The 23,286-nt window shown below is 34.0% G+C and carries 19 protein-coding genes; 13 read left to right on the forward strand and 6 right to left on the reverse strand.

The features are described from left to right. Positions 1–111 precede the first annotated feature (111 nt). From hemA to ACJJVP_RS04960, 9 genes are read left to right on the forward strand one after another with little or no spacing between them, the layout of a single operon-like run. Positions 112–1,368 carry a glutamyl-tRNA reductase gene (gene hemA, locus ACJJVP_RS04920; RefSeq protein WP_405411289.1) on the forward strand — a complete coding sequence of 419 codons (1,257 nt, stop codon included), beginning with the start codon at positions 112–114 and terminating at the stop codon, positions 1,366–1,368. Then, entirely contained in the window at positions 1,365–2,945 is a 1,581-nt protein-coding gene (gene hemC / locus ACJJVP_RS04925) for a hydroxymethylbilane synthase (protein ID WP_405411291.1), read from the forward strand. Before hemA ends, hemC begins: the two co-directional genes overlap by 4 nt. Before the next feature lie 49 nt (positions 2,946–2,994). Further along, entirely contained in the window at positions 2,995–3,351 is a 357-nt protein-coding gene (locus tag ACJJVP_RS04930; RefSeq protein WP_405411293.1) for a four helix bundle protein, read from the forward strand. A 37-nt stretch (positions 3,352–3,388) separates the two neighbouring features. Further along, positions 3,389–4,420, forward strand: coding sequence for a uroporphyrinogen decarboxylase (gene hemE, locus ACJJVP_RS04935; RefSeq protein WP_405411295.1), 1,032 nt, complete (start codon positions 3,389–3,391; stop codon positions 4,418–4,420). 10 nt (positions 4,421–4,430) lie between these two features. Further along, complete coding sequence (locus ACJJVP_RS04940; protein ID WP_405411296.1) at positions 4,431–5,780, forward strand: TrkH family potassium uptake protein; 1,350 nt, start codon at positions 4,431–4,433, stop codon at positions 5,778–5,780. Positions 5,781–5,789: 9 nt separating this feature from the next. After that, complete coding sequence (locus ACJJVP_RS04945; protein ID WP_405411298.1) at positions 5,790–6,332, forward strand: GNAT family N-acetyltransferase; 543 nt, start codon at positions 5,790–5,792, stop codon at positions 6,330–6,332. Continuing rightward, positions 6,322–7,224 (forward strand): oxygen-dependent coproporphyrinogen oxidase, encoded by a 903-nt coding sequence (hemF, locus tag ACJJVP_RS04950; RefSeq protein WP_405411300.1) that lies wholly within the window; start codon positions 6,322–6,324, stop codon positions 7,222–7,224. The genes ACJJVP_RS04945 and hemF overlap by 11 nt, the downstream gene beginning before the upstream one ends. Then, positions 7,215–8,159, forward strand: a complete 945-nt coding sequence (locus tag ACJJVP_RS04955) for a DUF4421 family protein (RefSeq protein WP_405411302.1) — start codon at positions 7,215–7,217, stop codon at positions 8,157–8,159. Before hemF ends, ACJJVP_RS04955 begins: the two co-directional genes overlap by 10 nt. Before the next feature lie 11 nt (positions 8,160–8,170). Continuing rightward, on the forward strand, positions 8,171–8,959 hold the full coding sequence (locus ACJJVP_RS04960; RefSeq protein WP_405411303.1) for a PhzF family phenazine biosynthesis protein: 789 nt from the start codon (positions 8,171–8,173) through the stop codon (positions 8,957–8,959). A gap of 132 nt (positions 8,960–9,091) precedes the next feature. Here the strand turns inward: ACJJVP_RS04960 and ACJJVP_RS04965 are convergent, their stop codons facing one another. The 6 genes from ACJJVP_RS04965 to ACJJVP_RS04990 all read right to left on the reverse strand — a co-directional run bounded on the left by ACJJVP_RS04965 (position 9,092) and on the right by ACJJVP_RS04990 (position 19,282). After that, positions 9,092–10,303, reverse strand: coding sequence for an aspartyl protease family protein (locus ACJJVP_RS04965; protein ID WP_405411306.1), 1,212 nt, complete (start codon positions 10,301–10,303; stop codon positions 9,092–9,094). A gap of 152 nt (positions 10,304–10,455) precedes the next feature. Then, entirely contained in the window at positions 10,456–14,058 is a 3,603-nt protein-coding gene (locus ACJJVP_RS04970) for an ABC transporter permease/M1 family aminopeptidase (protein ID WP_405411307.1), read from the reverse strand. A gap of 2 nt (positions 14,059–14,060) precedes the next feature. Continuing rightward, complete coding sequence (locus ACJJVP_RS04975; RefSeq protein WP_036151176.1) at positions 14,061–14,936, reverse strand: ABC transporter ATP-binding protein; 876 nt, start codon at positions 14,934–14,936, stop codon at positions 14,061–14,063. A 311-nt stretch (positions 14,937–15,247) separates the two neighbouring features. Continuing rightward, entirely contained in the window at positions 15,248–15,637 is a 390-nt protein-coding gene (locus tag ACJJVP_RS04980) for an ankyrin repeat domain-containing protein (protein WP_036151175.1), read from the reverse strand. Positions 15,638–15,918: 281 nt separating this feature from the next. Then, entirely contained in the window at positions 15,919–17,595 is a 1,677-nt protein-coding gene (locus tag ACJJVP_RS04985; RefSeq protein ID WP_405411311.1) for a helix-turn-helix domain-containing protein, read from the reverse strand. A 7-nt stretch (positions 17,596–17,602) separates the two neighbouring features. Beyond that, positions 17,603–19,282: a helix-turn-helix domain-containing protein gene (locus tag ACJJVP_RS04990; RefSeq protein ID WP_405411314.1), complete on the reverse strand. Its 1,680-nt coding sequence runs from the start codon at positions 19,280–19,282 to the stop codon at positions 17,603–17,605. A 311-nt stretch (positions 19,283–19,593) separates the two neighbouring features. Between ACJJVP_RS04990 and ACJJVP_RS04995 the strand changes: the two genes are divergently transcribed. The 4 genes from ACJJVP_RS04995 to ACJJVP_RS05010 are packed head-to-tail and all read left to right on the forward strand — an operon-like array spanning position 19,594 to position 23,279. After that, complete coding sequence (locus tag ACJJVP_RS04995) at positions 19,594–19,743, forward strand: hypothetical protein (RefSeq protein WP_167333088.1); 150 nt, start codon at positions 19,594–19,596, stop codon at positions 19,741–19,743. A gap of 18 nt (positions 19,744–19,761) precedes the next feature. Beyond that, positions 19,762–20,751 carry a porphobilinogen synthase gene (hemB, locus tag ACJJVP_RS05000; protein WP_405411317.1) on the forward strand — a complete coding sequence of 330 codons (990 nt, stop codon included), beginning with the start codon at positions 19,762–19,764 and terminating at the stop codon, positions 20,749–20,751. A 22-nt stretch (positions 20,752–20,773) separates the two neighbouring features. Further along, positions 20,774–22,117, forward strand: a complete 1,344-nt coding sequence (locus tag ACJJVP_RS05005) for a serine hydrolase domain-containing protein (RefSeq protein ID WP_405411319.1) — start codon at positions 20,774–20,776, stop codon at positions 22,115–22,117. A 37-nt stretch (positions 22,118–22,154) separates the two neighbouring features. Next, positions 22,155–23,279 carry a CNNM domain-containing protein gene (locus ACJJVP_RS05010; protein WP_405411322.1) on the forward strand — a complete coding sequence of 375 codons (1,125 nt, stop codon included), beginning with the start codon at positions 22,155–22,157 and terminating at the stop codon, positions 23,277–23,279. Positions 23,280–23,286: the final 7 nt, after the last annotated feature.

A 23,286-nucleotide genomic window follows, 5' to 3' on the forward strand; every position in this document is an offset into this window, starting at 1 on the left:
GTTAATTAACTGATAAATGTCATTTTTTGTCTAAAAATTCGGCAGACGACATTAATTGTACCGCTAGCGTTGTTTTTATAGAATGTATGCCCATACTTTTGTATCCGCTTTATGAAGGACTATAATATTTCTAAACATAATTCTTTTTATACCATTGGTCTTAACTACAAAAAGGCTGATGCTGAGGCACGTGGAAAATTTAGTTTGGACGAAGTAGCCGTAAACTCCCTTTTAATAGAAGCTAAAAATCAAGGCATAGATGGTTTATTAGTAACATCTACATGCAACCGAACTGAGTTACATGGTTTCGCCCAACATCCTTTTCAATTAATTAAATTATTATGTGACCATTCTAACGGAACAGTTGAAGCATTTCAACAAGTTGCATATGTCTACAAAAACAAAGAAGCTATCAACCATCTTTTTAGAGTTGGTACAGGTTTGGATAGTCAGATTTTAGGAGATTTTGAAATTATCAGTCAATTAAAGCAAAGTTTTAAGCGTTCAAAAGAATTAGGTATTGCCAATCCTTTCTTAGAAAGACTTTGTAATAGCATTATACAGGCAAGCAAGCGTATTAAGAATGAAACCGAAATTTCATCTGGCGCAACATCCGTAGCTTTCGCATCTGTACAATACATTATGCGTAATGTTGAAAATGTTACCGAAAAGAATATTCTTTTATTCGGGACTGGAAAAATTGGTCGTAATACCTGTGAGAATTTAATTAAACATACTAAGAATCCACATATTACCCTAATCAATAGAACAAAAGGTAAAGCTGAGCAAATTGCCGGTAAATTTAACCTCAAAGTAAAAGATTATGGTGATTTACAGTCAGAAATAAGAACATCAGATATTTTGGTAGTAGCAACAGGTGCACAAAAGCCTACGATTACTAAAGAACTGATTTATACGAACAAACCATTATTAATATTAGATTTATCCGTTCCTAAAAACGTGGATGATTCTATATCAGATTTAGAAAATGTTACGGTTATTCATTTAGATCATTTATCGCAAATGACAGATGAAACTTTAGAGCGCAGAAAGCAATTCATACCTGAAGCAGAAGCAATTAATGAAGAGGTCAAGCATGATTTTAGCCAATGGCTAGAAACCAGAAAATTTGCACCTGTCATCAAAGCTTTAAAAATGAAACTAAAAACAATTAAGGATGAAGAGCTAGACTACCAATCTAAAAAAACGGTCGATTTTAATTCGCATCAGGCAGATGTAGTAACCAATCGCATCATTCAAAAAATAACCAAACAATTTGCAAATCATCTTAAGGATGACACGGTAGATTCCAATTCAAGTTTAGAATTTATCCAAAAAGTATTTCAATTAGAATTGGACGAAAAATGAGTAAAGTAATACGATTAGGCACACGCGATAGCGAATTAGCGCTATGGCAAGCAAATACCGTAAAAGATCAACTTCAAGCATTAGGTCATAAAGTAAAATTAGTCCCTGTAAAATCTACGGGAGACCTTATACTAGATAAGCCTTTATATGAATTAGGAATTACGGGAGTGTTTACCAAAACACTAGACGTTGCCATGATCAATGGCGATATTGATATTGCCGTACATTCTATGAAAGATGTACCTACCGCCTTGCCAGAAGGTATTGTAAAAGCTGCAGTTTTAAAGCGTGGTAATTACATGGACATCTTGGCGTTTAAAGACAATGAAGAATTCTTAGGTTCTCGTGATGGTGTAATTGCTACAGGTAGTTTGCGTAGACAAGCGCAATGGCTAAATAGATACCCAACACATACGGTTGTAGATTTAAGAGGAAATGTAAATAGCCGTTTAGAAAAGTTGTACAACAACGAATGGAACGGTGCTATTTTCGCAGCTGCAGGTTTAGAACGTATTGGTTTGGAACCAGAAAATACAATTGGACTAACCTGGATGTTACCAGCCCCTGCGCAAGGTGCCATCATGGTAGTTGCCATGGAAGATGATGAAGAAATTCGTGAAGCTTGCGCCCAACTAAATCATGAAGAAACCGACACTTGCGTAAGCTTGGAAAGAGAGTTTCTTAGAGAGTTGGAAGGTGGTTGTAGCGCACCGATCGGAGCATTATCATATATCAACAAAGAAAACATTGTTACCCTAAAAGGGGTTTTACTAAATGTTGATGGAAGCAAGAAGCTAGAAGCTGAATTAACCGCACCACTAGGTAAACACCAAAATTTAGGTATTGACTGTGCGAAGAGCATTTTAGCTAGAGGAGGCAAAAGATTGATGACCGAACTGGCAAATGCCGGTTTAGAAATTAATGTTTTCTCTACTAAGAAACTAACTCCGCAACAACAGTTGTTATTGAATATATCCGTGAATGCAGATTCAGACGATTTTATAAAAATTAATCCGAATCGTATTTCACCCATCATATTGAAAAAGACCCATAAAAATGTTGTCTTTACCAGTAGAAATGCAGTTGAAGCTGTTTTAGCCAGTAGAAGTGCCGCAGAATTAGAATTTGAAAATATTTACTGTGTAGGCAGAAAAACGCGAAGGTTATTAAAAAATGCCTTTGGTAAGATCACGCATTATGAAAATAATGCAAAAGATTTAGCCAACCACTTAGTGGAGTTTATTGATGGCACAGAGGTCACCTATTTTCATGGTAATCTAAGTTTAGAAGAGTTGCCAAGCATCTTAGAAGAAAACAATATTGAAGTAAACGCCATAGAAGCCTACCGAACTAAACTATCTGGAAAAGCCATACCAGAAAGCGCAAAAGGCATCATGTTCTTTAGTCCGTCTAACGTAGAAAGCTATTTAAAAGAGAATTCTACTGACAGGGTTGCCTACTGTATTGGTGAAACTACTGCAAAAGCAGCTAGGGAGCATTTTAAAGAAGTTAAAGTTGCCAAAATACCTACTGTAGAAAGTGTTATTGAATTGGTGAATGCGGATTATGAAGATTAGCTAATGGCTGTTGGCTATTGGCTGCTAGCCTTTGGCTGTACAATAAATTATGAGGGACTTTAAAAAGCTTGAAATATGGAAAAATGGAATCACCATAGTTAAGCATGTTTATAGTTTAGTTCAAAAGTTACCAAGCGAAGAAAAATTCGGACTTAAAAGTCAACTTTCTAGAGCCGCAGTATCAGTTCCTTCAAATATTGCAGAAGGATGCAGTAGAAATAGTGAAGTTGAATTTAAACGATTTTTAGAGATTGCACTAGGTTCTCTTTTTGAAGTAGAAACTCAATTAATAATATCAGAAGAATTGAAATTTTTAGATAGTGGAGACTTGAAGTCAATTTTTGAATTGATTTCAATAGAATCTAAAATGACCAATAGTCTAATTAGTAAAATAAAAAATAGCTAAAAGCCAAGGGCTAGCAGCTAAAAGCTATTACAAGAATATGAGCTTAAAAAACGACTTATTTCTAAAAGCCTTAAAAGGTGAAACAGTAGAAAGACCACCAGTGTGGATGATGCGTCAGGCAGGTAGATATTTACCTGAATTCATGGCCATCAAAGAAAAATATGATTTCTTTACAAGATGTCAGACTCCAGAATTAGCATCAGAAATTACGGTTCAACCTATTCGTAGATACGGTATGGATGCCGCTATATTATTCAGTGATATTTTGGTAATCCCACAGGCAATGAACATTCATGTGGAGATGAAGCCGAATTTTGGTCCGTATTTACCAAACCCTATTCGCAATCAAAAAGATTTAGATAGCGTTATTGTACCAGATGTTCATGAAACATTAGGTTATGTAATGGAAGCCATTAAAGCGACAAAAGAGAAACTGAACGATGAAGTTCCGTTAATAGGTTTTGCTGGTTCGCCTTGGACGATTTTATGCTACTGTGTACAAGGTCAAGGAAGCAAAACGTTTGATAAGGCTAAAGAGTTATGCTTTACACAACCGGTTGTTGCACACGAATTACTTCAGAAAATTACAGATACAACCATTGCATACTTAAAAGCAAAAGTTGCTGCAGGTGTAAATGCGGTACAAGTATTTGATTCTTGGGGCGGTATGTTATCACCAACCGATTATCAAGAGTTCTCTTGGAAATACATTCAGCAAATTATTGATGCTTTAAAAGATGAAGCTCCGGTAATTGTTTTCGGAAAAGGATGTTGGTTCGCACTAGGCGATATGGCAAAATCAGGTGCTTCTGCATTAGGAGTTGATTGGACTTGTTCCGCTAGAAATGCCCGCTATTTAAGTGGTGGAAAAATTACGCTACAAGGTAACTTTGACCCTGCACGATTATTATCTCCACCTTCCGATATAAAGAAGATGGTACACCAAATGATCAATGAATTTGGTAAAGACAGTTACGTGGTAAATTTAGGCCATGGTATTCTACCAAATGTTCCTGTTGAAAATGCTAAAGCATTTATTGATGCTGTAAAAGAATATAAATTGGACTAAAATTTTAGTCATGGGGTTTATTAAAAATAGTAGAAATACCTATATCAAATTTAAGTTAGGTCTATCACCACAACAAACCCTATTTTATGGATTCTTAACATATATCACGGTAGGTTTTTTAGTACTATCCATTCCATTTTTACAACACAAACCTGTAGCTTGGATAGATAACTTATTTACGGCAGCATCGGCAGTTTCCACTACTGGTTTATTAACTGTACCACTAACTGATTCATATAATTTTTTCGGTCAATTAGTGATTTTGATACTGATTCAACTGGGTGGCATTGGTTACCTAACCTTTACCACCTTTGTTATTTTATCTACCACGAGAAAAATGACACATTGGCATCAGAAAATTTTACAAACCGAATTCACACTTCCGAATACATTAAAAATCAAAGATTTTTTAAAGTCTGTTGTTCTTTTCACCTTGATTATGGAAACCATAGGCATAATCATGTATTTTTTTGCTTTTAAAGAAGTTGGATTTACTTTTTGGAATGCTATATGGTCGGCTATTTTTCACAGTGTAAGTGCATTTTGCACAGCAGGTTTTAGTTTAGACCCTAACGGCTTTACCGCATACTTAGATAACGGACTCATAAACGCCACAACCAGCATACTTGCAATCTCTGGATCATTAGGCTTTATTGTTGTGACCGATTTATATTTATACCTCAGAAACAAAGACCATAGCTTAAGTTTTACCACCAAAATTATCATTTACGGTTTTATATGCTTACTTACTTTAGGCACCTTGTTATTATATTTTACCGAACCTACATTGTCTACTTTAGAAAGTAAAGAAAGATTTATGGTTTCCTTTTTTCAATCTATGAGTGCCATGACCACGGTTGGTTTTAACACCATCGATTTTGGCTTATTTTCTCAAGCAGTATTATTAATAACAATATTTTTAATGTATGTGGGCGCCTCACCTTCTGGTACTGCTGGTGGTATAAAAATAACAACTTTAACTGCGATTTTGGCTATTATGAAAAGTGGCTTACAAGGAAATAAAACAGTTACATTTCTTAGAAAAAGAATTCCAAAAGACAGGCTACAAATAGCCACATCCACCTTTATTTTTTATACTTTACTATTAATTTTAGGTACATTATTAGTTAGTTACACTAATGATTTTAAATTTGAAGATATTCTATTTGAAGTTGCTTCTGCCTTGGGCACTGTTGGTCTAAGCACTGGTATTACCGCAGATTTAGATAGTTTCGGTAAAATCATTCTTTCACTTCTTATGTTTATAGGAAGATTGGGCGCTCTTACTTTTGGTTTGGCCATTTGGTATAAATCTAAAAAGAATGTAAAGATTATTAATGAAGAGGACTTAGCGCTTTAAATTCTACATATGAGCTCATTTCAACTATTACACTTTGAAATAAACCCTATAACAGAAAGAGATGGATGGCGTTTGTGCGATTTTATATCTGCCAATGCAGACCATATAAAACGATACTTCCCTAAAACGGTAGCTGCAAATCTTAATCCAACATTATCCAGTATTTTTGTTCTTGAGAAAGTTGCCGAATTTCTTTCGGGTAAAGAGTATCTGTTTACCCTAAAAGAACCAAAGCATAGAAAAATTATTGGTTTAGTTTATCTTAAAGAACTAAAACGAGCCGAAAAAGAAGCAGAAATTGCTTATTGTATTGACTACACACACCAAAAAAGAGGTATTACTTCTACCGCTGTTAAAACCATTTCAGAATGGGGCTTCAGTGAGCAACATTTACAGCGACTCAGAATCATTGCTCATAAAACGAATCTTGGCAGTATTAAGGTAGCAGAAAATTGTGGTTATCTTTGGAAAGAGACACTATTAAAAGAACACACTCCGCCTAACGAAGACCCGTTAGATATGGAACTTTATGTTTTACAGAATGAAAGATAAATTTTACGCTTACATAGAACAACTTCAAGATACCATTACTTCTAAATTAGAGGAAGTAGACGGTACAGCCACTTTTAAAGAAGACATTTGGGTACGCCCAGAAGGTGGTGGTGGCCGTACAAGAGTTATTGAAAACGGAGCAGTTTTTGAAAAAGGTGGCGTAAACATATCCGGAGTACATGGCGAGCTTCCGGATAGTATGAAGGCATATTTTGGAGTAGAAGATGCTAATTTTTTTGCCTGCGGATTAAGTTTGGTTTTACATCCAAAGAATCCGATGGTACCGACCGTTCATGCCAACTGGCGTTATTTTGAAATGTATGGTAAGGATGGTGAAATCGTAGATCAGTGGTTCGGTGGCGGTCAAGACTTGACTCCCTATTACCTATTTGACGAAGATGCCGTTCATTTTCATGAAGTTTGTAAAACTGCTTGCGACAAACATAATCCTACATTTTACGACACCTATAAAAAACGCTGCGATGAGTATTTTTGGAACGCCCATAGAGATGAAGCTCGCGGACTAGGCGGTCTATTTTTTGACTACTGTAAAGCAACTCCGGAGATGGATATGCAAGCTTGGTACAACTTCGTAACCGAAGTAGGCAATAGCTTTTTAGATTGTTATGTACCGATTGTTATAAAAAGAAAAGATTTAGAATACACCAAGGAACAAAGGGACTGGCAAGAGATTAGAAGAGGTAGATACGTAGAGTTCAATCTAGTTCATGACAAGGGAACTTTGTTCGGTTTAAAGACAAACGGTCGAATAGAAAGTATATTAATGAGTCTTCCCCCACATGTACAATGGCGCTATAATCATCAGCCTAAAACGGGTAGTGAAGAAGAGCGTTTATTGAATATTTTAAAATCACCTAAAGAATGGGTTTAAAAACCTTTCTTTTAATTATTTTCCTTAGCATAACATTATTAAGTTCTGCTCAAAACTCTTTATACAAAGAAGACTTTCCTGATAAGGTAACCCTACGTTTATCTTTACTGAGCACTTCTAATAATTTTACGGTCAGAGATAAGCTAACAGGCAATAAAACAGAATTTATACCCAACGACAAAAGCTATTTAGGTTTGTCAGTACTTTTTCGTTTTCTAGAGGTCGATTTTGGTTACGCACCCAATTTTTTATCGGAAAATAAGGATAATGGAGATTCAAAGTTGATTACTTTCAATATCCGCACTTTCTTTGGGCAGTACATGCAGACCTTAGATATTTATAAGCAAAAGGGATTCTTTGTTAGAACTGCAGATTTAACCTTACCTATCGATGATTTAAGGACCTTTAAAATTGGTGGAACATCTAGTTATATATTTAATCCTGATTTCTCGTTTCGCGCTATTGGGTTTCAGAATGAATGGCAAAAACAAAGTATCGGTAGTTTTATTCCTAGCATATCGTACTACTACACAAAGTTTAAGTTAGAAGATCCTATTATCGATAATCAATTGGAGAAATCTTTAAAAGTTGCTATTGGTCCGGGTTATTATTACAATTGGGTATTTGAAGAAAATTACCTAGTTTCTGCAGGTGCAACCGGCGGTTTAGGTTTCAATTATTCAAATACCGACGGAAAGAAATCTTTTAATGGTTTGGCACAACTGATTTTTAGAATGACAGGCGGCTATAATTCCGAAAATTTCTTTAGTGGTGTAAATATCAATACGCAACTATTGAGTCATACTTCAGATGAAAATTTCATTTTAGATGATTCTATAAGTTTTCTTGAGTTTTATGTAGGCTATCGATTTGATGCACCTAAAAAATGGATTGCAAAAGCAGACGAGATAAGTCGTAAATTAGGGATTGAATAAACCTTAGTTACATGAAGCAAAAAATTTATCAAATAGATGCGTTTACATCCAAACTATTTGGCGGAAATCCGGCAGCGGTTTGTATTCTTGAAAGTTGGTTAGAAACCGATTTAATGCAACAAATAGCCGCTGAGAATAACTTAGCAGAAACCGCATTCGCTGTTAAGAATACTAATCATTATGAGCTACGCTGGTTTACCCCAGAAATAGAAGTGGACTTATGTGGGCACGCTACCCTTGCCACTGCCTTCGTCATCTTTAATTACTACGGTTACAAAGAAAATACGCTGCGGTTTATTTCTCCAAGAAGTGGAGAGTTATTAGTTCAAAAAAGTGAATCGGGACTATTAACTATGAATTTCCCTACGGATGATTTAACTGCTGTTTCAGAACAAACTAACATATCAAAAGCAATTGGCAAGCAACCTGTAGAAACCTTTAAAGGCAAAACCGACTACATGCTTATTTATGAATCTCAGGCTGAAATAGAAGCTATTGTTCCTAATTTTCATTTATTAAATGAATTAGATTGTAGAGGAGTCATTATTACGGCAAAAGGTAACGAAGTAGATTTTGTATCTCGTTTTTTTGCACCGCAATGCGGGATTCCTGAAGATCCTGTTACGGGTTCTGCGCATACAACACTTACACCCTATTGGTCAGAGAAACTGAATAAGAAAACACTATCTGCAAAACAACTATCTGAACGTGGTGGCGATATACAATGCGAATATCTTGGAGACCGCGTAAAAATATCGGGTAATGGAGTTTGTTACTTGATTGGAGAGATAGAAATTTAGGTTCTGTATCACTACCCAATTAATGACTTAATGGAGACTTCTAAAAAAATCTGTCCGTAATATGATAATACGAACAGATTTAACTATTTCTCAAATATGTTATATGGAGTTTAAACTATTCAACAGTTATTCTTAAAGTAATTTAGTTTTCAATATTTCAAACGTAAGCTCTTTTCCCTCTCTCAAAATTGTAATGGATAATGAACCTGTCTCTTTACCAAAATCATTAGCCAAGTTAGCACAACGCTGCTCTTTTGTATTGTTCACATAACTTGTGTCATTAATATGTAAGATTTTGTCTCCTTGTATTAAATATTGAGATGCACTAGAGCCTTCTACAATTCCATTTACATAGGTCTCTTCGCCTTCATAAAGTATAGAAAAACCATAAGTTTCATAAGAATTGTTACCTGCTTTGGTAACTTCTATCATTCTCATTCTTTTCTTTTTCCAGTTTAAGATTATCCTATAATTTTTAAAGAATGCTAAACCTAACTTATTACTATAACCGTCATCTACCACTGTAATTAGATTATTAACAGTATGGTTACCTATTTTAAATTCATCAATGATGGTATAGTAATATGGTTGGTTTTCTGTATGACCAAATGCACCAAAAGATTTTTTACTTCCCTTTACATATTTACTTATTAGATTGGCATCTAATTGTTCTTGAAAACGGTCTATTCTCAAAATATTATTACCACCATTTCCAAAATCTACCGTATTGTTTAGTACTTTCTCTCCATTAATCTCTAAAGTAACAGCTGGTACCCCTGCAGCACCAATATATAATCTAGTATCTATGGTTTGTGTTGGAATGTCTAATTTATCCTCTCCACTAGTAATAGTTATTAATTGATTTTGAAAATCAAAATCCCAAATAGCTTTTCTCATTAAATTAGATCCAATTAGTCCATCGATTTTGGCACAGCTCAAAGCCGTAGTTTTATTTAAATCAACTATACCAGCAATTGTATTTTGAAAATTAATCCCTCCTATTTTAATAGAATTCACCCGTGTAAACTCAGTTGTGTTTGAGGTAGCATTGGTGTCCTTAATTTCTTCAGCGCCAAGTACTTTAACATCCAGCTCAGCTGCCAGTTCTTTTGTTATGATATTTGAAGAACCTGTATCTAAAATAAAATTATAAGTCTTACCCCTTATTTCTACTTCTAGTACAATCCAATCATTAATACTATCGTAAGTAAAAGGAATGGTAGTTTTATAATCTTCTTGAAGTACAGTGCCTTGCTTTAAAATTTTGTCAATGTTAGCACCTGCACAGCTAGATAGTAATATTATTAATGTAATAAGCAGATAGAATATTTTTTTTGCTCTCATAATTAAAATTTTGCATAATAATCTTTAGCAAGGAGTAAACATTGGTTTACCCCCTACTAAAAACATAAATGTTAATATTAGTGAAATGGTTGTCTATAGTTAACTTGCCGACAACTTTTGAATAAGCTTGTATAAGATTTACATAGACCTAATTACTCTTCTACCGTTTCTAGATTGTCATCAGAGTTACGATCGATCAACTTGTTATACGGATCAATACCCGCTTTTAATGGCTTTTCATCAGTAACAATAGTAAATGTATTATCACCTGCTGAAAGCCACTTTAATTCAAAGTAAAATGGGTTCTTGATAGTTACACCATCGTCACCGGTAATATCTTCGCCAAAAAGCCCAACATCTACCAAGTTCTTCTTATCATCAATCAATTTCTCTTTACCTGTATCATCATAATAAATTTTCTTAGAATTGACTGTGAATGTAGTTTCCCATTTCCCATTATCTAACTTTTTGGTTTTAGCATCCATCACACGATTTTCATAAAGAACTATCTCTTTGAAACCGTCATCAACCTTGTATTTTAAGGAATCTGGAGTAACATTATAAATCGCTTTATAAAAATCTTCAGAAGTGGGGTATACCCCTTTCTCAAAATACTTGTACTCATTTAAAAACTTCTTGAGTCCGGCATTTATGACATCCTCGCCAATAACATCTTGTAAATCATACATGATCATAGAACCTTTTTGATACCAAATATGCTGAGCGGTCTCTACATCTATTAATGGGCGTTCAGGTTTAAAGCTGAACGACCTTCTAGTTAGATATATATCCAAGGAGGGTTTTAAGAATGCTTTGATTCCATTTTCGCCATATTCTTGTTTCATGGTCATTAACGAAACGTACTCTGCCAAGGTTTCTGAAATAATGTTTGAACCAGAAGTATTACTAGGCGTTACAATATGACCCCACCACTGATGGGCAATTTCGTGAGACGTTGTACTGAAAGCATGATTTAAACTTTCTAAATTGGAATAATCTGCCACGAACCCAAAATCTTCAGAAAAAGGTATGGTAGTCGCAAATGACTGAGCAAAAATGGTATGTGCCGGAAACTCAATAATTCTTACTACCGAATAAGGATATTCATAAAAGTTATTGGAATTATAATCTAAAGACACCTTTACCCCTTTGATAAAGTGCTCTAAGTTATTTTTATGTTTTGGAGAATGATAAATCTCTATATTCACTTTTTTACCGCTAGGCGCTATCCAAGTATCTTTTTCGATCTCATAATCAGCTGAGACAAAACTGAAAAAATAATCAGATTTCTCTTCCATCTTATAATTATAATAGCTTCTGTCGTCATGATCCCATTTTTCGGTAAGAATACCTGGCGCAACTGCTATTTGCCCTTTTACAGTACTAACGGTAGCTTCAAAATTCATAAAGTGACTATCCTCATTAAATCCGTTTTTCCTTACTGCCACACTATCCGTTCTTGGAGGTAAGATAAAATCCAGTTCTTTTAAACCATATTTTGTTCGCACTCCGTTTTCTATCAGTTTTCTTTCATAATGAAATGAAGGAAATATGCCGTCATTAAAAAAAGTTCCATTTCCTAAAATATCAGTTTCTCTGCCCATTGCAAAGCCATGAGTACGTGCTTTTGTTTCTATAATTAAGTTAGCTGTATCTTTTGGTTGCAAGGGTTCTGGTAGTTTATACAGAAATAAACGATTAACACTGTCGCTTACTACAGGTTTAATTTCGTTTCCATTATAAATAACATTCGTAATCTTTGTATCTGAAATAGGAAATCTAACCTCCATCATTACAGTATCAATAGGTACTATAGAAGGATTAATTACGGTAAAATCTCCCTTTGCATCTACCCCACGGGTCTCTGGAAAAATATCCACATTAGCTTTTAAATCTATTATCTCAATATGCGGCTTATCTATAAACCTAGTATACTTTTTTTCCGCTTCTGCATTAAGCTCTTCCCAATAATCTCCATTTTGTAAATTATTCAAAACTTTAAGGTTATAATAACTATAAGCCCCTACTGTAAAGAATGCAAAAACAAATAATAATGTATAAGTCAGTGTCTTTCCCCTGAACCTTTCTTTGGCAATTTTAAATCTTTCTTTCATAGAAGAATAGAAACCTCTATTCCATAAAACAACTCCAATGCTTGCTAAAATTGCAGTAAAAAGTATCCAATAAAAACTCAACCAAAATTGCCCTGTTAGATAATGTCCAAATCCGTTTAAATCACTTAAAAAGCTAGATGTTGTTCGTCCAAATATCAATAAAGGATTATTACTTCTAAACGCAAGCCCTAAGATTATTGGCAAACCAAAGTATATAATAACAACTAAAAAATGACCTAAAAATTTATTGTTCACCAAAACGTGAATAAAGAATGCCAATAAAACGATAGCTACATAGAAAGGAAATGTATCTGTAAGACTATAAGTCAAATACATACCCAACTCAAAATTAAAATAACCGTTACCTATTTGGTATAAAATACCTACAACTATATTTAGCAATGCTAGTAATAAAGCAACCCCTATAAGAGAAACTATTTTTGACAAATAAAGTGTTGAGTTGGTTACAGGTAAGGCATCATAAAACTCAAATGTTTTATTTTTACGTGTTCTATGCACGGCTTCACCAGCATAAATAATTAGAATAACTATAGAAAACATTAATAAAATGCTACCAATATTTTCAACCATAAATCTTGTTAGCGGTAATGAAGGTGTACCTTCAATCTGATTAACTTGATAAGTTGAAAAAATAGCAGTTATTACGGCAATTACAATTAAAACAAGAAATACAGTCTCTTTGATAACGGATAAAAATTCTATCTTACTTAATGACCACAAGTTCTCTCTTTGTGCTTTTTTACTAAAACTCTGCTTTACGTTTACTGTTTCAGAGACTTCATAAACATCATCGTTTTCTTTATTACTTTTCTTTTTACTAGAAGTTAAAAAGCCTTTGTAAGAAAATTTTAATAGGGTAAATATGAAGATAATAATACCGACACTCAACCATAAAAGCCTATTAAGCATAAATTTACCTGTTAGCGCCAACTGGGTTGTATTTAACTCTGATACCGACCAGTATTTAGTTAAATATCCATAAGCAGATTCACCAAACGGATCTACGTAGACACTTAGCCATTGCGTATCTAATGATACCATTAATTGACTTGCTACCGTAGTAATAATCATAAGTATGATACCCCCTAAATACAAAATAGACATGCGTTTAAAAAAGGTCATCAAGCAAAAGAAGATACTTCCTACTAAAAAAGCATTAAACATTAAAAAATATACAAAAGGAAAAAAGTAAGACCAAAAATTAAAATCGGTATACGTACCATAATCAGGCCGATCTAAAAGTGCTCCAAGAACATACCCAAACATAGTGCCGAACATGGCAGCCAAATTCATAATTGTCACGATAGCAAAACTGCCAAAAAAACGACCTAGAATATAATTTTTTTCTGATATTGGAAAAGAAAAATAGGTCTGCGCGGTTTTGTGCTCTTCATCTCTATATACAGGTACTCCCATTATAGCAGCATAAAAAAACAATGCCAATATACTTAGCACTCCTAATACACCTACAATGTTATTAGGACTATTGGTAAACTGTGCCGTGTTAGATTTATCAAATACCGCAAGAAGCAAGGGTATTAAAAACATGATAAATATGTATATATAAGTGACCGGTCTTCTAAGCCTATACTTTAGCTCAAATAAGAATATTTCTTTCATGACTATACGGTTTGTGGTTGGTTAATACTATAGAAATAAAAGTCTTCTAAGTTATTGGCAACTTTCTCAAATCCTTCACCAGGCATACCTTCTGCATAGACATTTACATATAAATTCCCCCCGCGCAAATAGTTGGACAGTACATTATATTCTGATTGGTATAGTTCAATTTCCTCTTTAGATATGTTTTTTCTATATACTTTACCGTTCAAGGTATTTGTAAGCTCCATGGGGTGCCCTTGCACCATTACTCTACCCTCATTAAACACTGCCATGTTTTCACAAAGATTGATAACATCATCTACAATATGGGTAGATAAGATAACCACGGCATCTTCCCCAAGCTCGCTCAATAAATTATGAAAACGGTTGCGTTCTAAAGGATCAAGACCAGCTGTTGGCTCATCTACAATAATCAATTTAGGATTACCGATTAATGCTTGTGCTATACCAAAACGCTGTCTCATACCACCGGAGTAATCGCCTAGATTACGCTTACGGAATTTATAGAGATTTACCTTGTTCAATAAATCGGCAACGTATGCTTTACGATCCGTTTTACTTTGAATACCTTTTATTTTTGCAATATGATTTAGCATCATTTCTGCAGATACCTTTGGATAGACTCCAAAATCTTGAGGTAAATACCCCAAAACTTTTCTAAGTTCATCTGGTTCACCGAAAACGTCAATATCATTAAATTCAATATGACCACTATCTGCCTGTTGTAATGTGGCAATAGTTCTCATTAAAGAGGACTTGCCTGCACCATTAGGACCAAGTAAGCCGAACATACCGGTACCAATTTCTAGATTAACATTGTTTAAGGCTTTTGTACCGTTTGGGTACGTTTTATTCAAATTTGTAATCGAAAGCATATTCTTTAGAGTTTGATGGTTAGCATTTAGTTTATTTATAAGTATTCAAAATTTTAGAAATGTTACAATTTTTGTAGTTTCTTCCGTAGAGAAAGTGTAATTAACACCTTACAAGTAAGTAAAAGTATTCCATAATTATAAAAACCAGGAAGCCAAAATACATACAACAACTTAGCTATTAGATAATTAAAAAATATAAACATAGAGCTAGCTTAAAAAGTGAGGTTTAATAATAATTTCTTCTTATTAGTTAAAGCTATTCAGATAATTTATACATCTGAATAGCTTTATTTGATGACTTGTTTAGGAGTTTACAAGCTGTTTAAATACCCAACTACTTCTGTTGCTCCAGAGACTTTGGCATAGTCTAAGGCCGTTGCTCCAATCTTAGATTCTTTTGAGGTACTTGCACCCTCTGCAACTAGTATTTTTACAATATCTAATTGGTTGTAGCGAGCAGCGTACATTAAAGCTGTCATTTCAGCTCCGGTATTAGATACTTGCTCTATATCGGCTCCATAAGCGATAAAACTTTTCACAACCGCTACATCATCTTTAACAATCGCTAATACCATTGGCGATATATGCGAAATTTTTGTTTCGTTGATTTTAGAGATTCTATTTCCTGAGTTCGTATTGGCACTTACGGTGCTAAATACTGTACTAACTAAAATACCGAATGCGATAATTGATTTTTTCATGATTTAAATTTTTAAGGATGAATTATTAATTTTTTTGATTTAAAAAATGACATCGAACTTCAATTAAAAATGTTAGCTAATAACGATCGTTTAATTTTTAAAGATGAGCGATAATCTTTTCGTAAAGAAAGGGCTGTTTATCTCTTTAAAACAAGTCATACCACCCTAAATTTATAAAAATAGGGTGCTCGAACTAATTTTAATTATCTGATTATCAGATATTTGTTTTAAACGAAGTGATAAAACATGAATTACTATCTACGCTGCATGAAAAATGGCATTTACCCCTCTTTATTGATATTTCTTATAAAAGTAGAAGGTGACAAACCGGTGCTTTGCTTAAAGTATTTGGAAAATGAATCGGCACTTTTATACCCAATTTCTTCTGCAATGGCTTTTACCGAATACGAACGCAATTGCTTATTTGTTTTTAGTTCGTTTATGATATAATCGATTCTAATATCATTCACAAAAGCAGAAAATGTAGTACCTAAATGGGTATTAATAATGGTAGACAGGTAAGACGTATTTGTTTTTAATTTCTTTGCTGTGTTATATAAGGTTGTCTTTTGTTTTAGAAAAAAGCCTTGTACTTGTAATTCTCTTATTTGATTGATTAGTGCTTCAACCTTCTCGTCTTTTATTTCAGTAGTATTGGTGCTAGGTTCAAGTGGTGCACTTAGTGGTGTTTTGTTCTCCGTTCTTTGCATTAATGCATCAAACTTTTTCTTTTCTCTTTTTTGTTTCCATAGAACAAAACCTATGAAGCACATAACTATTGACCCCAAGGCAATCCATAAATAATTTAATGTACTCCTATAATCATTGGCTGCATTGGCGTTCTCTATTTGAATACGCTGCTTGTCTATGTCATAGAGATTATCTAGCGTATTAAATTTAAACGAATTATAAGTTTCTAGTGTTTTATAATATTTTTGTTCATATTCTTTTCTTAAATCTTCCTCACCTCTTTCTTGGTAAATATCTATGTACAATTTATAGAAATCTGGAGAAATATATTTTTGCTCCTTTAAAAACATTGGTCCGCTTTTAATCAGATTTAAGTTATTCAATGCGCTATCCACTTCGCCCAAGGCTAAGTGGGCTTTACTTTTATTGATAAGCAAAGGAGAATCATATTCATTAAACCTTTCAACAACCCAATGACTATAAATTCTATAATTATCAATAGCCTCTCTAAACTTGCCATCTTTAAAATCAATATTAGCCTTGTTTTTTAATAATAAAAAATGTTCTCGCCCATCCGCTGTAGATTCATCAATATTGTTTTCATATAGCTCTCTATAAAACAAGGTTGAATCTTTTATTCCCAGTTCATTATATAAATTGGACATATCTAAAAACTGACGATGGTATACAGGATTCCATCTATTTTTTAAAAAATCTCCCTTTGTTTTAACGATCTTGAGTTTTATGTCTAATGCATCCCGGTATTTACCAATTCTCTCATAAAACAATGCCATTTCTATTTCAGATAGAATAGCCAAATACTCATAATTACTATCATTAATTAATTCTGCCAGCGACTTAAATAGTTCAAAAGATTTATCATACTCATAATTCTGTTGAAATGCCAAGGCTAAATGAAAATCAGAAAGTACCGCTTCGTACGCAAAACCATTTTCTTTAGCCATATTATGTGAAATATGGGAGTTTTGGATAGCTTCATCATACAAGCCTTCTGATATTTGAAAATCAACTAAAACAAGATAAATAGCTACTTGCTCTTTAATATTATAAGTATCAATATTCTTATGTATTTTATATAAGCCAGATAATGTTTGCTCACTTGTCTCATAAGGTTCACTATAAAATTTTTGAAGATTAGTTATTAAACTATCTGATATACCCTCTAAATCTTGTTCAGTTTGTGCTTTGCCTAAAAAACAACAAATCAATAAAAAAATAGAGATGGACTTAAGCTTAATTCTTAGCATAAAATGATTACAACATTGAAATTTCATTTAATTTCTCCTTATTCAATTTTTTAATATACGATGATGGCGATAACCCTGTATTCTGCTTAAAATATTTACTGAAAGAATCTGCACTTTTATACCCAATTTCTTCTGCAATGGCCTTCACAGAATAAGAACGCAACTGCTTATTCGTTTTTAGTTCATTTACGATATAATCGATTCTAATATCATTTACAAAAGCTGAAAATGTAGTGCCTAAATTATTATTGATAATCGTCGAAAGGTAAGAAGTGTTGGTTTTTAATTTCTTGGCTGTATTATGTAGTGTGGTTTTTTGTTTTAGAAAGAAATCTTGTTCTCGAAGTTGATTAATTTGATGTATTAGTGTTTCAACCTTTTCATCATTAAGAGTAGGAGTCTCATCAATTTCAACAGATTTCGGAGCAATAGTTTCTAAATTAGTACTATTTCGAGCCATTAGTTCTTTAAACTTCTTAGCGTCTTTTCTCTGTTTAATACCAAATACTGAAATGAAAATAATAAAAAGCGCACCCAAAGCAATCCATAAATAGTTGTTATAGAATTTTAAATTTGACTTCACTATTTCTTGCTCAACCTTAGTTTCATTTTCCTTTAATTCATATAAACTTCCTAGAGTGTTCATTTTAAATTGACCGAATCTTTCCTGTGCCGCTATATATTTCATCAAATATTCATCCGCCAATTTTTCATCTTTTTTATCGGAATAAATATCATGTTGAATTTTGAAAAACTCTGGATTTAAATATGCCTGCTTTTTTAAATAATTAGAATCTTTGACCATTTCAAGATTCACTAAAGCACTATCTAATTGACCGATGCTGTAAAATGCCCTAGCCTTTCTAATCTGTATTTCGTCATCTGTTTTATTAAACTTATCAGTCAATGACTTTTCATACTGATTATACTTTTTTATGGCCGTTTCATAATCAGCGTCATAATAAGCCTTATTTCCTTCATACCAATGAACGTATGGTATTGCAAGTGTCTCACCCTGTTCCTTTTCTAAATTTTTATACCGATTGTAATAATAATTTGCGGAATCTTTTTTATTAAAAAAATAAAAAGAATTTGCAATATATAGTTGTGCCTTTTGCTCCCAATAAGCAGATACCATTTTAGAATCTATTTGGTATTTTTCTGCTTCCAGATATAACGCAAGTGCTTCCTTCTTCCTTCCAATTAAAGAATTTAATACCCCAAAATCGAATTTAGACGTTTTTCTAAAAAAAGCTCTATTTTCATTAGACCCAAACTTATCATCAACAATCATGTTAGAATACAACTTAAATGCGTCACCATATCTGTACATTGCTATATATGCATAAGCAAGTATTTGTTGTGCTTGAGAATACAACATATCATGTTCTTTGCCTTCTATTAAATCTATTGCCTTTTGTATTAATGCTATACCCTGGTCATACTTACCATTCCACATCGTAATATTGGCTACAACAGTGTAAATTACCGCTTTATCGTAATAACTCTCATAATCATCAATTTCCGCCAATAAGCTATTAGCCTCCTGAAGTCCTTGCTGTACATTTTGTAAAGCTAACGTGTACACTTTTTCAATTTTTACCCCTAATTCAGGATTCGTATTTTGACCCCAATTAGTAGATACGGTGAGAAAAGTTAAACAGAAAACTAAAATGTATTTACTCATGAAGTATTTTATAAAATCAATTTGAAGCTAAATAAGAATTCGCCTACAAATTATAGATTTAATTTGAAAACAGAGCCCTTTATTCGCCCTCTCTTATTCACTTACTAGAAGTTGAATAAAAATCACCTATTGATTTTCCTTTAGGTATTAATATTTCAAGAATCAGTAATCGGTAACTAATAAAATTAAGCAAAAACCCCCGTCCCCATTATTCAAATTCCCCTATTTTTGTAGAAACTTTGAGAGATATGCTTTAGTAAATTACCTCTTGATAATTAAAGCAATAAAAGTTCGAATTTAAATATTCAGGTATGGCAAAAAAAGGCAAGGCTAAAAACACATTGAACAAAGCAAAGCACGCCAAGCTAATGGATAGAAAGAAGAACAAATTGAAGAAAGAAGCCGCGTTAAGAAAAGAACGCCTAAAAGCAATCATTAAAAAGAGTAAAGAATCTGAATAAGCAATAAAATATAAAATTATGTACCCACTTATACGCCCAAGAAGATTACGTAGCAATGAAGCCATTAGAAGTTTGGTTAGGGAAACCATTATTTCGCCAAGTGATTTTTTAGTACCGTTGTTCGTTGTTGAGGGCAAAGGCATTAAGGAAGAAATACCTTCTATGCCAAATTACTACCGCCTTAGTTTAGACAATTTAACCAAAGAGGTCAAAGAACTTTGGAACATGGGCTTGCGATCGGTTTTACTTTTTGTGAAAGTGCCTGATAATTTAAAAGACAACAAAGGTTCTGAAGCCTTGAACGAAAACGGATTAATGCAACTAGCCATTAAAACCGTTAAAAATGCATGTCCAGAAATGTTGGTCATGACAGATGTTGCCCTTGACCCCTACTCTTCTTACGGTCATGATGGTATTGTTGCTGACGAAGAAATATTGAATGATGAAAGTGTAGAGGTTCTAGCAGAAATGAGTGTTTCGCATGCCAATGCAGGTGCAGATTTTGTTGCCCCTAGTGATATGATGGATGGTCGTATTCTTAGCATTCGTGAAGCTTTAGAAGATGAGGGATATTTAAACACCGGTATTATGGCCTATAGCGCAAAATATGCCAGTGCTTTTTACGGTCCGTTTAGAGATGCTTTAGATTCTGCTCCGGTAGATATTAAAAATGTACCTAAGGATAAAAACACCTATCAAATGGATTTCGCCAACCGATTTGAAGCTATTCGTGAGACTCAAATGGATATTGATGAAGGTGCGGATATCGTTATGGTAAAACCAGGATTGTGCTATCTAGATATTGTACGTGAAATAAAAAATGAGGTAGATGTGCCAGTTGCCGTTTATCAAGTTTCCGGAGAGTATGCCATGGTAAAAGCTGCCGCTGAAAAAGGGTGGTTAGATCATGATGCCGTAATGATGGAACAGCTGACTGCAATCAAACGCGCAGGTGCAAATATCATCGCCAGCTATTTCGCTAAAGATGCCGTAAAATTATTAGGATAGTCAATCAACAGAATTACTATTCATGAATAAAATATTTTTTATACTATTTGGTTTAATTAGCTGTTTGGCTGTTTCACAAGAGACAACTAACAAACCGCTTCTGCTTCCAGCGGGTTCTAGTTTGCAAGCATCTTCATTGGCTGCTTACGAGTTGGATTCCGCATCTATTTATCGCAGTGTAGATAGTATTGTAACAACTGGTATAAAAAATAACGCTTTCCCTGGTGCTCAGGTTTTAATCGCTAAAGAAGGTAATATAATTTTTCATGAGACATACGGATTTCACACCTACGATAGCATTCAGCCGGTAGCTTTAAATGACATGTATGATTTAGCCTCGGTCACTAAAATTTTAGGTCCGCTACCTGCAATTATGAAATTGGTTGATGAAGGCAAGTTAGATTTAGATGTTCCTTTTAGCACTTATTGGAAACCTTGGAAAAGACAGAAAGACAAAGCAAATATTACGCTTCGGGAGATTTTGGCGCATCAGGCGGGACTTCAACCTTATGTCGTATTCCTAAATGAGACTTTAAAAAATAACGGTCGGTTTAAAAAAAGATTCATCCGCAGAAAACCGAATAACAAATTTAGCAATGAGGCATTTGATGGTATCTATGTAAGAAATAGATTCAACCGAAAAATGTACAAAATTATAAATCGTTCTGAAGTATCGGCAGAGAAAAAATACAAATATTCCGGACTCACATTTCTTATTTTTCCTGAGCTCATTACTCAAATTACCGGTGTACCGTATGCAGATTATATGGAACAGGAATTTTACAAACCACTTGGTATGAAAACCTTCGGTTTTCTGCCTAGCACCAAAAATTTCAATAACAAAATTGTACCTACAGAGGTAGATACTATTTACAGACATACGCTGACCCAAGGTTGGGTACATGATGAAAATGCCTCTTTATTGGGTGGCATTTCTGGCAATGCAGGTCTGTTTGGTACTGCAGATGATTTAGCGATTATCATGCAAATGTTCATGCAAAACGGACTTTATGCCGGTAAGCAATACATCTCTGAAAAGACGATTAAAGAATTTTCTAAAGTTCAATATCCCGATAACGATAATAGAAGAGGTTTGGGTTTTGATAAACCTTACTTAAATAACAATACATTTAAAATTGCCGATGCCTACCCTGCACCAGAAGTTGGCGCATCAAGCTTTGGGCATAGTGGCTTTACGGGTACTTTTGTATGGGCAGATCCTGAAAATCAATTAGTGTATATATTTTTATCGAATAGAGTATATCCTACGAGAGAAAATCGCAATATTTACAACTTAAATATCCGTCCATCCATCCAACAAATATTTTATAAGGCACTTGATAACGCAAAACAGCACCAACCTTAGAATTTTTATTAATATCTTCGATTTATAAAACAACCCTATGGGCTTACTACTTTTTTACGCATTCATTTCTATTTTCTTCTCCTTTCTGTGTTCTATATTAGAAGCGGTATTGTTGAGTATTACCCCAACTTTCATCAATGTAAAACTGAAAGAAGGTCATTCTTATGCCAAAACTTTAGAGGCGCTTAAAAAAGATGTAGATCAACCTTTAATTGCCATATTGACCATAAATACCATAGCCCACACCGTTGGTGCAATTTTGGTAGGTGTACAAGCAAAAGTGGCTTATGCGGAATTATACGGTAGCGAAACCAAATCTATATTTGGTATATCGTTTACAGAAGATTTAATGGTAGGTGTTGTATCTACCATAATGACCATTCTTATTTTGGTGGCGTCAGAGATTATACCAAAGACCATTGGCGCTACGTACTGGAAACAGTTAGCAAACTTTTCTACCAAGGCTTTAAATATTATGGTTTTGGGCTTAAAATATACCGGTTTGCTTTGGTTGTTACGTTTGTTTACCAAAATGGTAGGCGGTGGCAATCACCATGGTAGTGTGTTGAGTCGCGAGGATTTTCATGCGATGACGGATATGGCACATGAAGAAGGTGTTTTTGAAACGTCTGAATCTACCATCATTAAAAATTTATTGAAATTCGATGAAGTTCTGGTCAAAGATGTTATGACACCAAGAGCGGTAATGAAAATAGCGTCTGACGAGAAAACAATTGCCGAATTTTTTACTGATAATCCTAAATTACGTTTTTCTAGAATTCCTGTTTACACCAATAACATTGATAATATTACCGGTTTTGTTTTAAAGGATAATGTTTTGGAAGAGATGATCAACCAGAACGGAGACATTCCGCTGAAAGACATTAAACGCGAAATTCTAGTAACCCGTAGAAGTACACCGATACCCACCTTATTTGAAATATTCATTCAAAAACGACAGGCTATTGCTCTTGTGGTTGATGAATATGGTTCAGTAAGTGGTATTGTAACTATGGAAGATGTTATTGAAACCCTCTTAGGGCTCGAAATAATGGACGAGAGCGACAATGTTGCCGATTTGCAGAGTCTTGCTCGCAAAAATTGGGAAAAACGCGCTCAGGCAACTGGAGTGATCGAAAAGCCAACGTCACCAGACGAATAAATAGCAA

This window comes from Maribacter sp. Asnod1-A12 (assembly GCF_045063735.1).
In the GTDB taxonomy this organism is placed as follows: domain Bacteria; phylum Bacteroidota; class Bacteroidia; order Flavobacteriales; family Flavobacteriaceae; genus Maribacter.